The organism is Streptomyces sp. NPDC052301 (genome assembly GCF_044593395.1).
In the GTDB taxonomy this organism is placed as follows: domain Bacteria; phylum Actinomycetota; class Actinomycetes; order Streptomycetales; family Streptomycetaceae; genus Streptomyces.
Genome location: NZ_JBIUBE010000006.1, coordinates 457653 through 472574 on the forward strand (window position 1 = coordinate 457653; position 14922 = coordinate 472574).

Consider the following 14922-nt stretch of genomic DNA (forward strand, 5'->3'; position numbering starts at 1 on the left):
CGTGCCGGGGGTGCCGGGATGACACTCCGTCTGGAACGCGTACCGCCGGGGAATTTCGGCACCGCCGTCGCAATCCGCGTACAGCCGACCAGGAGGAGAACGTCGCCCTCGTCCTCAAGTCCCTCACCGAGGCGTCCACCCCGCTGGCGCGGCGGCAAGGAGCCGTACGTCACCTGGCACCCCCGGCCCGGCCGGCCCCGAGGCGTTCTGCCGCCGCCTCGGCTTCCGCACGACGGGCGGGCCGACGCGGGACAGACGGCGGGCGTGCGGATCCGTGACCCGCCAGGGCCTGTCCGGCCGTGCGCGTCCTCGCCCGAGGGGCGGCCGTGCGGCGTCGCGGCGTGCCCCGGGGTACCCCGGCCGAAGGCTGGGGCACCGGTCCGCACGGCGCACGGGCGGGCCGGGATCGCCGGACAGGCCCTACGCCGACTCCACCGTCATGCCGGCGAGCCGGGCCGGGTCGGTGACGACGTCGACGGCCGAGATGCGCTCGGCGACGAAGGCGAAGGACAGGACCCGCTCCAGACGTCCGTCGACGTACACGGCCAGGCCGGTCGCGCCGTCCACCAGGACCGGGGTCGCGATGCGCGCCAGCTGCGCGAAGCTCGTCGCCCCGGCGGCGACCCGGGTCGCGCCGCTGGTCGAACCGGCCTCGCTACGGGCCACCACGTCCGGGTCGAGCACCGCGAGCAGCCCCTCGAAGTCCCCGTCCCGCGCGGCGGCGAGGAAGGCGTCCACCACCTCCCGCTGCCGGGTGAGATCGGCCTCCGGCGCCTCGAGGCCCCGCACCCGGCGCCGGGCCCGGCTGGCCAGCTGCCGCGCCGAGGCCGGGGTGCGGCCGAGGATGCCGCCGATCTCCTCGAAGGGCACCCCGAACAGATCGTGCAGCACGAACGCCAGCCGCTCGGCCGGCGAGAGCGTGTCGAGGACGACGAGGAGGGCCAGTCCGACCGAGTCGGCGAGCAGGGCGCTGTGCGCGGGGTCCGGGTCGGCGGAGGGCGCCGGATTCCAGGTGTCCAGGGGCTGCTCGCCCCGGGAGCGGCGCGAGCGCAGCATGTCGAGGCAGACCCGGCCGACGACGGTCGTCAGCCAGCCGCCGAGGTTCTCGACCTCCCGGGTGTCGGACCGGCTCAGCCGGAACCACGCCTCCTGTACGGCGTCCTCGGCCTCGGCGGCCGAGCCCAGCATCCGGTAGGCGACGGCCCGCAGGTGCCCGCGGTAGGCCTCGAACCGCTCGGCGAGGAAGTCGTTGTCGGTCATGGCGGGCGCGGCCTCTCCGTCGTCTCCAGGTGCTCCTGCATCACCCTGACGTCGCCGAACCCTCGGATGTGACAGGGGCGCGAGGGGACAGGGCGACCGGGTGGCACACGCGATCCGTCGGACCGGGGGTTTCGTCCGGATCAGGTCCGGCCCGGGCCGATCCGAACGAAGCCCCCTAACCCCAGTCCCGTCCCGAGCGGCCCCGCTTCGTCTCGGCGCGCTGCTTCTTCTCCCGCAGCCGGCGTTCGTTGATGCCCCGCGGGATGCGGGTCGCCTTGCGCGGCTTGGGCGGTGGCGCGGTGGCCTCGGCGAGGAGGGAGGCGAGGCGTACGGCGGCGGTCTCACGGTTGCGCCACTGGGAGCGGTGCTCGGAGGCGCGGACGGTGACGACGCCGTCGACGAGCCGGCCGGCCAGCCGCTGCAGGGCCCGCTCCTTCCACACCGGAGGGAGCGCCTCGGTGCGGGCGAGGTCGAAGCGCAGCTCCACCTGCGAGTCGCTGGTGTTGACGTGCTGTCCGCCGGGCCCCGACGATCTGGAGAAACGCCACATCAGCTCGGCCTCGGGGAGCGAGACGGAGCCGCGGACGACATAGGGACCGGACATGCATTCCATCTTCCCGGCCCCGTCCGGTCCACGTCACCTGGATTTCCGGCTCGGTAAAAAAGGTAAAGGGATCCGGAACCGGCGGGACCCCCCTCGACGTTCTTCCGGGTGACGGTAGCTTCGTCGGCACACACCAGTTGTGCAGGGATATCTAGGGAAGGGACTCCCAACAATGGCTGTAAGCCTGTCCAAGGGTGGCAACGTCTCGCTCACCAAGGAGGCTCCGGGCCTGACCGCCGTCACCGTGGGCCTCGGCTGGGACGTCCGCACCACCACCGGGACGGACTTCGACCTGGACGCCTCGGCCATCGCGGTCAACGCCCAGGGCAAGGTCTACTCGGACGCCCACTTCGTCTTCTTCAACAACAAGCAGACCCCGGACAACTCGATCGTCCACACCGGTGACAACCGCACGGGCGAGGGCGCGGGCGACGACGAGGCGATCAACGTCAACCTGGCCGCGCTCCCGGCCGACATCGACAAGATCGTCTTCCCCGTCTCCATCTACGACGCCGAGAACCGCGGCCAGAACTTCGGCCAGGTCCGCAACGCGTACATCCGCATCGTCAACCAGGCCGGCGGCGCCGAGATCGCCCGCTACGACCTCTCCGAGGACGCCGCCACCGAGACGGCCATGGTCTTCGGCGAGCTGTACCGCAACGGCGCGGAGTGGAAGTTCCGCGCTGTCGGCCAGGGCTACGCCTCGGGCCTGGTGGGCATCGCCCAGGACTTCGGCGTCAACGTCTGACGCACGCCGCGCCGGGGCTCCGGCCGCTGCCCGACGGAACCAGCGGCCGGAGCCCCGGCTCGGAAAACCGGAGGTGCCCCCGGGCACCTCGGGGATAGCTTTCCCCCCGTGATCCTCGAGCCCCTCGCCGCCGGCCAGGACATCCCGGCCCCGCTGCTGACCGAACTCACCGCGCTGTACGCGTCCAACCACGAGTTCCACAGACTCAGCGGCGACTTCCCCGACCCCGACGACGTACGGCCCGAGCAGGTCGCGTCCACGCTCGCCGAGGATCTGGCCGGGCCGGACACCGAGGTGCTGCTCGCCCGCACCGAGCAGGGGCGCCTCGTCGGGCTCGCGGGCACGCTCGCCCACCACCCCGACCCCGCCGACCCGGACCCGTGGATCGGACTGCTGATGGTGGACGCGGCCGAGCACGGCAAGGGCCACGGCCGCACCCTCGCGCACCTCGTCGAGAACCGTTTCCGCGCACAGGGCCGCGAGGCCGTACGGCTTGCCGTCCTCGCGAACAATCCCAAAGCCCTGGCCTTCTGGACCGCCCTCGGCTACGAGGTGATCGACCACCGCCCCGACCGCGAACTGGGCCGCCCCTGCGCCGTACTGCGCAAGGTGCTGGGCACCTCGCCACGCACACCGCGGAAGGCGGCCCGGATCGCCGTCGTGGCCCCGGACGGCGCGGTGTTCCTCTTCCGGTACGACAACGACGAGATCGGCACCCACTGGGCCCTGCCCGGCGGCGGACTGGAGGCCGGCGAGAGCCCGCGCGACGGTGCCGTGCGCGAACTGGCCGAGGAGACCGGCTGGACGGATCTGGAACCGGGGCCGCTGCTGTGCACCTGGGAACACGACTTCACCCGCATGAACATCCCCGTCCGCCAGCACGAGCACATCTACGTCACCCACGGCCCCCGCCGGGACCCGGCCGGCCACCGGCTCGCCGCCGCGCACGCCGCCGACGGCATCCTCACCGGGCGCTGGTGGAGCAGAAGGGAACTGGCCGAGGAACCCGAGCCGGTGTGGCCGCCCGGCCTCGCGCGGCTGCTGGACGAGTGGGAGAGCCGAGCGGGCGGCGGATGACCGTGCCTCGGGGCGCCGGAGGTGTTCGCCGCGGGCGGTCCGGCGCCGGTCGCGTCACGGGTGGGACGGCTTCTTGTCGCCGTACAGCCAGTCCTTCCAGATCTCGGTGAAGTCCTGGTGCGGGGCCTTCCTCTCCACGTACGCGGTGAAGTCGGCGGTGCTCGCGCTGCCGTGGCGGTGGGCGGCGGCCCAGCCCTGGATGATGTCGTAGAACCTGTCGTCGCCGACCTTCTGACGGATCTTCTGCAGCACCATCGCGCCGCGCTGGTAGACGGGGCTGTCGGATATGTGGGCGGCGCTCGACGGCTTCGCGGGCGGGTAGGCCCATATGGCCTCGTGGTCGCCGTTGTAGTAGTCCATGAAGGTCTGCTGGGCGCTCTTGTCGCCGTAGTCCTCCTCGTACAGCCACTCCGCGTACGTGGCGAAGCCCTCGTTGAGCCACATGTCCTGCCAGGACTCCGGGGTGACCGAGTCGCCGTACCACTCGTGGGCGAGTTCGTGCACGAGCGTGCCGGTGTCCGGTGCGCCGGGGAAGGTGGGCCGGTTCTGCGTCTCCAGGGCGTATCCGGCATCGTCGGGGCGGTCGACGATCACTCCGGTGGAGGAGAAGGGATAGGGGCCGAAGTTGGTCTCCTCCCACTTGATGATGCCGGGGAGCTTCGCGAGCACCTTCGCGCTGGCCTTCACCTGAGTGGGATCGACGGCGGTGACGACCGGCAGTCCGTGCGGGCCGGTGGTGCGGGTGACGTCGAAGTGACCGATGGCGACCGTGGCGAGGTAGCTCGCCATGGGCTGGGCGGTGTGCCAGCGGTAGGTCGTGCGGTCGCCCTTGGTGAAACGGTCCGTCAACTCGCCGTTGGACACGGCCTGCAGCCCCTCGGGGACGGTGACCGTGAGGTCGTAGGTCGCCTTGTCGGAGGGGTGGTCGTTGCCCGGGAACCATGCCATGGAGCCGACCGGTTCGCCGAGGGCGAGGGCGCCGTCGGCGGTGGGCAGCCAGCCCTCCTCGGAGCCGTCGGGATCGGTGAGGGTGCGCGGGGTGCCCGAGTAGCGGACGGTCGTGCGGAAGGTCTCGCCCTTGCGGAGGTCGTCGTGCGGGCGGACGGTGAGTTCCTGACCGGCCCGGTTGAAGCGGGCCTTCCTGCCCTCGACGGTCACCGAGTCGACGTGCAGCCCGACGAGATCGAGGTCGAAGGCGGACAGGTCGTGGGTGGCGCGGGCGGTGATGACCGCGGTGGCGGTGAGACGGCGGCCGGCGGGGGTGTAGTCGAGGGTGAGGTCGTAGTGCCCGACGTCGTAGCCGCCGTTGCCGGCCTTCGGGAAGTACGGGTCGCGTACGCCGGACCCGCCCGGGGTGCCGTGCACACCGCCGTCGCACGCGGTGGCGGTCAGGGCGAGGGCGAGGACGGCCGCTGCGGCCGGGACAAGGCGCACGGATCTGGACATGTCAGTGATCTTATGTGCACGGGTTCCCCGGCCGGCGTGACACCATCTCCCACGTGCTCGACATCGGCTACGCCCTCTCCAACCGGTTCCCGGACCCTCCCCAGACCGACTACCGCCGCGCGGACGTCCACGCGCTGCGGCACGACCTGTTCTGCGGGGACGTCTATCTCGCGGACACCAAGACGGACCGGGAGCTGTCCACAGCCTGGGGATGGGTGCCGGTGCTGGACTTCGCGTGGGCGCTGTGCGACATCGTGGAACGGCTGGACCGGGACCCGCTGGGCTCCCGCGCCGCCCGGCCGCAGCGGGCGGAACTGGACTTCACCGAGTCCACCGACCGGATGCTGTTCGAGCGCCGCTTCGGCTGGGTGGACATCACCTCCGACTGGACGCCGGCCGAGGAACCCCCACTGCACTTCTCGCACACCGAACTCCGCCGCGAGGCCCGCGACTTCCTGCACGACCTGATCGCGGACCTCACCGACCTCCACGAGGAGCTGGCGGACAACCCCGCGCTCTGGACCCTCCAGGCCCGCTTCCCCCGCGTGCCGTAGCCCCTACTCCACCCGTATGCCCAGGGCCGCCGCCAGCACCGGCGCCAGGTCCAGCAGCTGGCCCGTACTGATCACCGCGCCGGAGAGGCGGTCCAGCCCACGGACGATCTCCAGCGGGGCGGCGCCGCGCAGGTCCACGTCCTTCAGGGTCGCGCCGCCGAAGTCGGCCCCCTTCACCGCGCAGTCGACGAACTCCACCCGCTCCAGGTGAGCGCCCGCGAAGTCGGGCTCGACCAGGAGGCAGGAGTCGAAGACGACGTCCTTCAGGCGGGCCTCCCGCAGATTCAGGTAGTCGATCTTGCCGCCACGGATCACGACCCGCTCCAGGACCGCACCGTGCAGCTGCGTGCCACCCAGCCGGGGATCGATCACCTCGACGTCACGGAGCGTGGACTCCGCCAGATGCGTGCCGACGCCCCGCAGCCCGGTCAGGACCGAGTCCAGCACCCGGGTCCGGCCCAGCGCCGTCTCGTCCACCGCACAGCCCGTCAGCGCGCAGTCCATGAACCGGGCACCCGCACCCTCCTGCCCGGACAGGTCCACCTCCCGGAACTCCAGCCCGTCGTAGTCCCCGTCGGGCTCCAACTCCCCGTCGGTCCACACCTCCAGAGCGGGCAGCCGCACCTCCGGCCGGCGCGCACGCTTCACCGCCGCACGGCCCGCCGCCCCCGGCCCGTCCGCCGCCCCCGCCCGCTCCGCGGCCCGGCCGCCCATCGCTCTCCTCGCCATGCCCCCATGCTGCACCCCACCACTGACAATCCCCCGTGACCTGGGCGAACCCTGAGCGCGGCCCGCACGAGATCAGCACGCTTGACCTCAAGCATGGTCGAGGTCGGAGGCTGGGACCGCGCAGCCAGTCGTCCTCCTGGGGGTCCCATGCACGCCGTCCGTCTGCACGCCTTCGGCCCGGCCGAGAACCTGACCCACGAGCGGACCGAGGACCCCGTCCCGGGACCGGGCCAGGTACGCATCACGGTCGCCGCGGCCGGGGTGCACCTGCTGGACGCGGCCCTGCGCGCCGGACACCGGGGCCCGGCGCCCGAACCACCCACCCTGCCGACCGTGCCCGGCCGCGAGGTCGCCGGAGTCGTGGACACGCTCGGCGACGGGGCGGACGGCCGGTGGCTCGGCAGACGGGTGGTGGCCCACCTGGGCTTCGCCCCCGGCGGCTACGCCGAGCTGGCCGTCACCGGAACCGACCGCCTGCACGAGATCCCGGAGCACCTCGGCTTCGCCGAGGCCGTCGCCATGATCGGCACAGGGCGCACGGCGCTGGGAATCCTGGGGTTCGCCGAACCGGGCCCCGACGACGTGATCGTCGTACCGGCCGCGGCAGGTGGCGTCGGCACCCTGCTCGTGCAGTACGCCAAAGCCGCCGGAGCCCTGGTGGTCGGGCTCGCCGGCGGCCCGGAGAAGACGGCCCGCACCCGGGCCGAGGGCGCCGACCTCGCCGTCGACTACACCCGCCCCGACTGGTCGGCCGAGGTCCGCGCCGGACTCGGCGGACACCCCGCCACGATCGTCTACGACGGCGTGGGCGGCGCGATCGCCCGAGAGGCCGTCACCCTGCTCGGACCCGCCGGACGACACCTCGTCTTCGGCTGGTCGGCGGAAGGCATCGGGGACGGACACGGGTACACCGTCCAGGGCGTCTCCGAGAACGTCCTCGGCCCGGAGATGCTCCGCAGGGCCGGCGGCCTGCGCGCCCTCGAAGCGCGGGCACTCGCCGAGGCCGCCCGGGGCCGACTGCGCCCGGCCGTCACCCGGTTTCCCCTCGCGGAGGCCGCCGCCGCCCACCGCGCACTGGAACGCCGCGCCACGATCGGAAAGGTGGTGCTGGAGCCATGAAGCACCTTCCGGGACACGGACGGCACGGTGACCGCCGGCCGCAACGGGCCCGTGCCGGTCACCCGTCCACCCCTCAGTACCGTCCCGCCACCCGGTCCGCCAGCCTGGCCAGACGGGACGACTCCGTGGCCGGATGGAGGCGTTCGCGCTGGTCGGCCATGCGATAGGTGGCGTACATGGCCTGCACACCCAGCCAACGGAAGGGTTCCGGCTCCCACCTGCGCACCTTGTGGTTCACCCACGGCAGGTCCGTCAGCTCCGTCCGGCCGCCCTGCCCGGAGTCCTGCTGGACCAGATCACGCAGAGTGCGGGCGGCCAGATTGGTGGTGGCGACACCGGAACCGACATAGCCGCCCGCCCACCCGAGACCCGTCGAACGGTCCAGGGTGACGGTCGCGCACCAGTCGCGCGGCACACCGAGGACGCCCGACCAGGCATGCTCCACCCGGACACCCACCAGAGACGGGAAGAAACGGGTCAGGATCTCACGCAGAGCCTCGATCGTCGCCGGCTGGGTACGGCCGTCGTTGTCCGTGCGGGACCCGAAGCGATACGGCACCCCACGCCCACCGAGCGCGATCCGGCCGTCCGCGGTGCGCTGCGCGTACATGTAGGCGTGCGCCATGTCACCCAACGTCTCCAGACCGGTCCAGCCGATCCCCGCCCACTGCTCCTCCGTCAGCCTCTCGGTGACGACCATCGAGGAGTTCATGGGGAGCCAGGTGCGCCTCTGACCCTTCAGAGCGGCGGTGAAACCCTCGGTGCAGCGCAGGATGTACGGGGCGCGGACGGTGCCGTAGGGAGTGACCGCGTGCTTGGGTCGGACCTCCGTCACCGGGGTCGACTCATGAATGGTGACGCCCAGAGCCTCGACCACCGCCGCCAGCCCCTTGACCAGCTTCACCGGATGCAGCCGCGCCCCGTGCGGGGTCCAGGTCGAGCCGACCGCGTCCGCGACCCGGATCCGCTCGGCCGTCTCCCGGGCGCCGTACAGCTCCCGGTCCTTCTCGCCGTACGACAGCTCGTGCTCATGGAAAGCCTTCAGCCGCGCCAACTGGGCAGGCGTGGTCGCCACCTCCAGCACCCCGCCCCGGTGCACGTCCGCCTCGATGCCCTCCGCCTCGGCGACCGCGATCACCTCCGCCACGGTGCCGTTCATCGCCCTCTGCAGCCGTACGGCGGCCTCCCGGCCGTGCAGCCGGGCGTACCGGTCACGGCCCGCGATGCCGTTGTACAGCCAGCCACCGTTGCGCCCCGACGCGCCGTACCCGCAGAACTTCTGCTCCAGAACCGTGATCCGCAGGAAAGGGGCCGCCTTCTTCAGGTAGTAGGCCGTCCACAGCCCCGTGTACCCACCGCCGACGATCACGACGTCCGCCGACGCGTCCCCGGACAGCGGCTCCCGCACCGCCGGGAGCCCGTCGTCCGCGTACCAGAAAGAGACGCCACCGTTCACGACACTGCTTGCCGAGCTGCTCATGGCCGGGACGCTAACTCCTGAGAGCGGCCAGTGTCTCCTTCGGATTCCATGCTTTTGCGCACCCCCGCGTCAGCGGATAACAGGCCAGCCCGATCAGCACGGAGACGAAGTGACCGAGGTCGGTGAAGGTCGGCCCCTCGGTCAGCGGCAGCCCGAAGACCAGCAGCACCGCCAGCAGATACCCGTACCGCCACGGCACGGCGATCCGGTACACCAGCACCGCGATCACCCCGGCCAGCGCATAACTCACCCCGATGTCCAGAGTGTTGACCGCCGAATGCGGGGCCATGCCGTCCCGGATCGCCCTCAGCAGCGCCAGCTCACTGATCAACGAGGCCAGGACGTGCGCCAGCGCGCACACCACGAGCCAGCGAACCGTACCCAGCCAGCGCTCGGCCGGCGCGTGGAACACCGTGTACAGCAGGACGTACGGGAGCCAATGACCGCCGTCGATCCACATCGCGCTCGCCACCAGCACCCGCACCGGATTGCGCGACAGCTCGTGGATGTTGGTCGACCGCTGCCGCAGGAAGTGCTGCTCGAACTCCGGCGACATGTGGTGCAGAGCGACGGTCGTCATGAACAGAATCGCCAGCCACACGTACGTGCCGGGAGCGCTGCGGACGTAACCCCACACCGCGCCCAGGCCCCGGGTAATTCGCATGAGCCGATTCACGCACGCCGGCATCGTCCGGCCCGTGATTGACATCCCCGGCTCACTGGCCGGGGCTCAGGAGACGTAGCCCCGACCCCGGGCCGCTCGCCGACGACCCCGGCTTCGAGCTGTGGCCCGCCCTGGACAACCGCTTCGAGGCGGCCGAGGTCCGCCGGCGCTTCGACGCGATGACCGAGCTACTCGGCCTGGACCGGGAGCGCGCGCGGGCCCGGACGCCGGGCCGGCCGCTGCAGAACGCCCTGTGGGACGTGGAGGGCGGCCGCCCGATCGAGGACCGCCAGCTGGAAATCCCCACCGACCGACATGAAAAAGCCCAGGCGGGACCGGGTCCCACCTGGGTCTGGAGCCCCCTGTCGGATTCGAACCGACGACCTTCGCTTTACAAGAGCGGTGCTCTAGCCAGCTGAGCTAAGGAGGCGTGCACCGGGGTGCTCGTGCAGTGTACCCAGGTCCGTGGTGCGTCCCGTCGAAAATTTCCGCGAAGTTCACAGTGGTCCAGCTACTGACAGAGCGAGTGAACGCCAGGTACCGTCTCGATCCAGTTCACGTGTGTGGACTACACCAACCACCTTCCTACAACGGATCGTCCGGCACGTTCCTGCCGGTAGAAGGGGGCCCATTCACCATGGCCACTGTCACGTTCGACAAGGCGACCCGGATCTACCCGGGTTCCACCAAGCCCGCCGTCGACTCGCTCGAGATCGCGATCGAGGACGGCGAGTTCCTCGTCCTGGTCGGCCCGTCGGGTTGCGGAAAGTCCACCTCGCTGCGGATGCTCGCGGGCCTGGAGGACGTCAACGGCGGCGCCATCCGCATCGGTGACCGCGACGTCACGCACCTGCCGCCCAAGGACCGGGACATCGCCATGGTGTTCCAGAACTACGCGCTCTACCCGCACATGACGGTCGCCGACAACATGGGCTTCGCCCTCAAGATCGCCGGCGTCAACAAGGCGGAGATCCGGCAGAAGGTCGAGGAGGCCGCGAAGATCCTCGACCTCACGGAGTACCTGGACCGCAAGCCGAAGGCGCTCTCCGGCGGTCAGCGCCAGCGTGTCGCCATGGGCCGCGCGATCGTCCGTGAGCCGCAGGTCTTCCTCATGGACGAGCCGCTGTCCAACCTGGACGCCAAGCTCCGCGTCTCCACCCGTACGCAGATCGCGTCCCTGCAGCGCCGTCTCGGCATCACCACCGTCTACGTCACCCACGACCAGGTCGAGGCCATGACGATGGGCGACCGTGTGGCGGTCCTCAAGGACGGTCTGCTGCAGCAGGTCGACTCCCCGCGGAACATGTACGACAAGCCCGCGAACCTCTTCGTCGCCGGCTTCATCGGCTCCCCGGCCATGAACCTGGTCGAGGTCCCGATCACCGACGGCGGGGTGAAGTTCGGCAACAGCGTCGTCCCCGTCAACCGCGAGGCCCTGAAGGCCGCCGCTGACAAGGGTGATCGTACGGTGACGGTCGGTGTCCGCCCCGAGCACTTCGACGTGGTCGAGCTGGGCGGCGGTGCCGCCGCTTCCCTGACCAAGGACAGCGCGGACGCGCCGGCCGGTCTGGCGGTCTCCGTGAACGTCGTGGAGGAGCTGGGCGCCGACGGCTACGTCTACGGCTCCGCCGAGGTCGGCGGCGAGGTGAAGGACCTGGTGGTCCGCGTCAACGGGCGTCAGGTCCCGGAGAAGGGCTCCACCCTCCACGTCGTGCCGCGGCCGGGCGAGACCCACGTGTTCTCGACGTCCACGGGTGAGCGGCTCTCCGACTGAGCAGCGGGCCGTGAGGTGACGTGAGGGGCCCCGCGGAGTGCCGCGGGGCCCCTCACGGCGTCGTGGGCCGTGGCGATATACCCCGGCAGAGCGATCATTTCGGGCGTGGAACGTCAACCCCTTACCCAGAATGCGGCGCGATCTCATCCCCCGTAAGAGTGACTCAATGTCGCCATGTCACTACCGGGCGCTACCCTCACACGCGTGAAGCACTCCACCACCCCTCAGACGCGACGCGGCCATCGGGGCGGCCCTGCCCGCCGGATCGGCCGCACTCTCGCCCTCGTCCTGCCCGTCGTCCTGGTGCTCTCCGGGACCCTCGCGGTCACCCGGGTCAACTGGACGGGAAGCCCCTCCGGCTCGGTGCTGACCGCCTCCGACGTGACCTCGGCGGAGGTTTCCTCCAAGGCGGTCTCCCACGCCCCGCAGGACGTGCTCCGCGACCAGCTGATGAACGAGCTGCAGAACCAGAACCCTGGGGTGGTCCTCACCCACCTCCAGCAGGCCGTCAACGGACACCCGTCGCTGGCCCGGCACTGCTCCTCCATCGCCCGCGCCCTCGGCCGCGCCGCGGTACGCATCTACGGCGCCCCGCGCGCCCAGTCCTACGCCCGACCGGTGTGCGACACGGCGTTCGCCTCGGGTGTCCTGGCCGCGCACAGCTGACGACAGCCGACGACAGCCGTTGGCCGGCCGGGACGTCGGCCACGGCTCAACGAGGAGCCTGTCGCCGGGGAAAACCCCGGCCGGGGCGCCGCGTACAGTTCGGGCATGACCGATCCGAGCGCCGCGTCGCGCCCCACTCAAGCCGTGATCCTGGCCGGTGGCCAGGGATCCCGGCTGCGTCCGTACACCGACGACCGGCCCAAGCCGATGGTCGAGATCCCCGGCACGGGCACCCCGATCATCGGCCATCAGCTGACCTGGCTCGCCGAGGAAGGCGTGACGGACGTGGTGGTCTCGTGCGGCCACCTCGCCGACGTCCTGCAGAAGTGGCTGGACTCGGCCGACCTGCCCGTCTCGGTCACCACCGTCGTGGAGACCGAGCCCCTCGGCCGCGGCGGCGGCCTCAAGTACGCCGCCGCGCATCTTCCCCGCCCCGACCGGCCCTGGTACGCCACCAACGGTGACATCTGGACCCGCTTCTCCCTGCGGGACATGGCGGATTTCCACACCGAGCGGGACGCTGTCGCGACGCTGGCGCTGGCTCGTCCGCGTATCCCCTGGGGCGCGGTGAAGACCGACGGGTTCGGGCACATCACCGACTTCATCGAGGCACCGCCGTCCACGTTCGAGATCAACGCGGGTGTGTACGTCTTCTCGCCCGAGTTCGCCGGGATGCTGCCCGAGCGGGGGGATCACGAGCGGACGACGTTTCCCGGGCTGGCCCGGGAGCGGAGGCTGTTCGGGTTCCCGATTCCGCAGGGGGCCTATTGGCGGGCCATCGACACGGCGAAGGATCTGACGGAGGCGGCGAAGGAGCTGGCCGCTCTGGGGCGGTAGCCGAGAGGCCTCGGGGGGCGGTGCCGAGAAACCCCTGGGGCGGTAGCCGAGAGGCCTCCGCAGGTGGTGACCGAGAAGCCTCTGGGGCGGTGACCAAAAGCAGCGGGCCCCGCATCTTCGTGATGCGGGGCCCTGTGCTGCTCCGAGTCCTTACCCGAGCAGGCCGCCCACCAGGCCCGGCTGGCCCGAGGACGAGGAGCCGCCGGAGCTGCTGGTGCCGCCCGTCGACGTGCCGCCGGAGCCGGTCGAGCCGCCCGTGCTCGTCGGGCCCGCCGTCGTGCTCGGGGCGCCGCCCGTCGGGGAGGACTGGTGGGGCGGGATCTGACCCGTGGTGCCCTGGGTCTGGCTGGGGGTGGTGGTCGTGCTGCCCGCGGTCCGGCCGGCGCCCGGAGTCGTCGCCGCGCCGGACGGGCTCGCGCCGGCCGTGGCGCCACCCGTCGGCGAGGCGGAGGCCGCCGGGGTCTTCTGGTGCCGCGTGCCGGGCTCCTGCGGGAGCGGCGAGCCGGGCAGGTTGTTGCGGGGGGCCTCGCCGGGGCCGGGGACGACAACCCGGCTGGAGTCGCGGACGGCTCCGCCCAGCAGGGAGCCGGCGAGGAGGGTGACGCCGACCGTGATCGCCGTGAGCAGCGCGCCGCGGCGCAGTACGTAGCGGCGCAGCTCCCAGATGTCGGAGCGGGGTCCGAGCCGGCGCCAGGCGCCGGCCGCGAGCCGGCCGTCCACGGAGTAGACGGGCGCGCCGGCGATGATCAGCGGGGACCAGGCGGCCAGGTAGATGATGTCCGGGGCGTCGTAGGCGGGGACCGTCTTCCAGCTGACCGTGACGATCAGGGCGGCCGAGAGCAGGGCACCGACGACCGCGGCCACGCGCTGCCAGCAGCCCAGGACGGTCAGGACGCCGACGACGACTTGCAGGAAGGCGATGACCAGGCCGGAGCCGACCGGGTGGTGCAGGGCGAACTGGCGCAGCGGCTCGGCCACGTTCCACGGGTGCAGGGTGTTGAGCCACTTGACCATCGAGCCGCGCTTGCCGCCGTCGAAGTAGACGGGGTCGCACAGCTTGCCCATGCCGGCGTAGATGGAGATGAAGCCGAGGAAGATCCGCAGGGGCAGCAGGACGACGCCCAGGTTCATCCGGCGGCCGGGGTAGTAGGCGTGCCGGGCCGGGTCGTCGCCGCGCCGCCTGGTGGGGTGCGGGCTCTCGGCGTCGGACGGGTCGGCGTACTCGTCGTAGTTCTCGTAGTTCTCGGAGTTCTCGTAGTCCTCGTACGGCTCGAAGTCGGCGCCGGAGTACGGGGGTTCGTCGTAGGCGCCGCCCACCGTGCGCATGTGCGGCAGGAGGCGGGTGCCGGCCTCGGCGTCGGAGGCGGTGCGCTGGTGGCCGACGACGGGGGCCTCGACGGTCCGGCCGAACTGGTCGTAGGTGTCGGCGTAGCCGGTCTGGACGCGCGGGATGACCTGGGTGGCGCCGGCCTCGGGCTCCTCGGCGTGGCGGACGCTGCTGCCCCGCACGGCCTGGAGGAGCCGGTGGGCTCCGGTGTCGTCGGGGGCGGACTTGCCGCTCCACACGACGGGGCGGCGGCGGCCGGCGGCGCCCGCCCGGGCCGCCGTGCCCATGACGGGCATCCGGCCGGTGTCCTGGGCGGCACTCAGGTGCCGGGCGATCCGCGGGGATTGGGTCCGCCTCGCCGACGCGCCCAACTGCACGCGGAAGCTGGCGTGATTGACGATGACCTGCGCCGGATCGCTCGGCACCTTCACCATGCTCAGCGCGGGAGCGTCGTCGAGCCCGGACTGGAATCCCGACGAGCGGTCCCCCGTGGGTGTGCGGGGTGTTCTGGTGTCCACACTCATCTAACCGAGTGACGTGGAGTTAGGACACGTCTCTGACCGAGCGGATGTGTCCGGACCGCGTCAAAGCCATGCCGAACGGCACAGGAGCGCGTGAATTACCCTGCACGGGTGAA

14 protein-coding genes, 1 tRNA gene and 1 pseudogene are annotated in these 14922 nt (G+C 71.6%); 8 read left to right on the top strand and 8 right to left on the bottom strand.

Annotated features, from left to right (window positions below; genetic code table 11):
- Nucleotides 1-420 precede the first annotated feature (420 nt).
- Both ACIHEJ_RS19790 and arfB read right to left on the bottom strand, forming a co-directional pair.
- Entirely contained in the window at nucleotides 421-1260 is an 840-nt protein-coding gene (locus ACIHEJ_RS19790; protein ID WP_400137133.1) for a sigma-70 family RNA polymerase sigma factor, read from the bottom strand.
- Between the two features lie 175 nt (nucleotides 1261-1435).
- A complete protein-coding gene (gene arfB / locus ACIHEJ_RS19795) occupies nucleotides 1436-1873 on the bottom strand; it encodes an alternative ribosome rescue aminoacyl-tRNA hydrolase ArfB (protein ID WP_400137135.1) in 438 nt (145 codons plus the stop codon).
- A gap of 163 nt (nucleotides 1874-2036) precedes the next feature.
- Here arfB and ACIHEJ_RS19800 point away from each other — a divergent pair, with 163 nt between their 5' ends.
- Both ACIHEJ_RS19800 and ACIHEJ_RS19805 read left to right on the top strand, forming a co-directional pair.
- Nucleotides 2037-2612: a TerD family protein gene (locus ACIHEJ_RS19800; RefSeq protein WP_366011106.1), complete on the top strand. Its 576-nt coding sequence runs from the start codon at nucleotides 2037-2039 to the stop codon at nucleotides 2610-2612.
- A gap of 108 nt (nucleotides 2613-2720) precedes the next feature.
- The gene (locus ACIHEJ_RS19805; RefSeq protein ID WP_400137138.1) at nucleotides 2721-3689 is read left to right on the top strand and encodes a GNAT family N-acetyltransferase; all 969 of its coding nucleotides are present in this window, start codon (nucleotides 2721-2723) and stop codon (nucleotides 3687-3689) included.
- A 54-nt stretch (nucleotides 3690-3743) separates the two neighbouring features.
- Here the strand turns inward: ACIHEJ_RS19805 and ACIHEJ_RS19810 are convergent, their stop codons facing one another.
- Nucleotides 3744-5135, bottom strand: coding sequence for a M1 family metallopeptidase (locus tag ACIHEJ_RS19810; RefSeq protein ID WP_400137140.1), 1392 nt, complete (start codon nucleotides 5133-5135; stop codon nucleotides 3744-3746).
- A gap of 53 nt (nucleotides 5136-5188) precedes the next feature.
- Here ACIHEJ_RS19810 and ACIHEJ_RS19815 point away from each other — a divergent pair, with 53 nt between their 5' ends.
- Nucleotides 5189-5689, top strand: a complete 501-nt coding sequence (locus tag ACIHEJ_RS19815) for a hypothetical protein (RefSeq protein ID WP_400137142.1) — start codon at nucleotides 5189-5191, stop codon at nucleotides 5687-5689.
- Between the two features lie 3 nt (nucleotides 5690-5692).
- Here the strand turns inward: ACIHEJ_RS19815 and ACIHEJ_RS19820 are convergent, their stop codons facing one another.
- Nucleotides 5693-6418, bottom strand: coding sequence for a pentapeptide repeat-containing protein (locus ACIHEJ_RS19820; RefSeq protein WP_400137145.1), 726 nt, complete (start codon nucleotides 6416-6418; stop codon nucleotides 5693-5695).
- 147 nt (nucleotides 6419-6565) lie between these two features.
- Between ACIHEJ_RS19820 and ACIHEJ_RS19825 the strand changes: the two genes are divergently transcribed.
- Complete coding sequence (locus ACIHEJ_RS19825) at nucleotides 6566-7537, top strand: zinc-binding dehydrogenase (protein WP_400137148.1); 972 nt, start codon at nucleotides 6566-6568, stop codon at nucleotides 7535-7537.
- A 73-nt stretch (nucleotides 7538-7610) separates the two neighbouring features.
- On the opposite strand, the gene ACIHEJ_RS19830 is transcribed toward ACIHEJ_RS19825, so the two are convergent.
- Both ACIHEJ_RS19830 and ACIHEJ_RS19835 read right to left on the bottom strand, forming a co-directional pair.
- Nucleotides 7611-9017 carry an NAD(P)/FAD-dependent oxidoreductase gene (locus ACIHEJ_RS19830; protein WP_400137150.1) on the bottom strand — a complete coding sequence of 469 codons (1407 nt, stop codon included), beginning with the start codon at nucleotides 9015-9017 and terminating at the stop codon, nucleotides 7611-7613.
- 10 nt (nucleotides 9018-9027) lie between these two features.
- The gene (locus ACIHEJ_RS19835) at nucleotides 9028-9681 is read right to left on the bottom strand and encodes a rhomboid-like protein (RefSeq protein WP_400137152.1); all 654 of its coding nucleotides are present in this window, start codon (nucleotides 9679-9681) and stop codon (nucleotides 9028-9030) included.
- A gap of 83 nt (nucleotides 9682-9764) precedes the next feature.
- Here ACIHEJ_RS19835 and ACIHEJ_RS19840 point away from each other — a divergent pair.
- Nucleotides 9765-9953, top strand: a pseudogene (locus ACIHEJ_RS19840) (hydroxyurea phosphotransferase); the annotation flags it as partial.
- Nucleotides 9954-10034: 81 nt separating this feature from the next.
- On the opposite strand, the gene ACIHEJ_RS19845 reads toward ACIHEJ_RS19840, so the two are convergent.
- Nucleotides 10035-10111: transfer RNA gene (locus ACIHEJ_RS19845), tRNA-Thr, on the bottom strand.
- A 207-nt stretch (nucleotides 10112-10318) separates the two neighbouring features.
- Between ACIHEJ_RS19845 and ACIHEJ_RS19850 the strand changes: the two genes are divergently transcribed.
- The 3 genes from ACIHEJ_RS19850 to ACIHEJ_RS19860 all read left to right on the top strand — a co-directional run bounded on the left by ACIHEJ_RS19850 (nucleotide 10319) and on the right by ACIHEJ_RS19860 (nucleotide 12958).
- The gene (locus tag ACIHEJ_RS19850; protein WP_400137154.1) at nucleotides 10319-11455 is read left to right on the top strand and encodes an ABC transporter ATP-binding protein; all 1137 of its coding nucleotides are present in this window, start codon (nucleotides 10319-10321) and stop codon (nucleotides 11453-11455) included.
- A gap of 204 nt (nucleotides 11456-11659) precedes the next feature.
- Entirely contained in the window at nucleotides 11660-12121 is a 462-nt protein-coding gene (locus tag ACIHEJ_RS19855) for a hypothetical protein (RefSeq protein ID WP_400137156.1), read from the top strand.
- Nucleotides 12122-12226: 105 nt separating this feature from the next.
- Nucleotides 12227-12958 carry a nucleotidyltransferase family protein gene (locus ACIHEJ_RS19860; RefSeq protein ID WP_366011093.1) on the top strand — a complete coding sequence of 244 codons (732 nt, stop codon included), beginning with the start codon at nucleotides 12227-12229 and terminating at the stop codon, nucleotides 12956-12958.
- Between the two features lie 150 nt (nucleotides 12959-13108).
- Here the strand turns inward: ACIHEJ_RS19860 and ACIHEJ_RS19865 are convergent, their stop codons facing one another.
- Nucleotides 13109-14809, bottom strand: a complete 1701-nt coding sequence (locus ACIHEJ_RS19865) for a DoxX family membrane protein (protein ID WP_400137159.1) — start codon at nucleotides 14807-14809, stop codon at nucleotides 13109-13111.
- Between the last annotated feature and the right edge of the window lie 113 nt (nucleotides 14810-14922).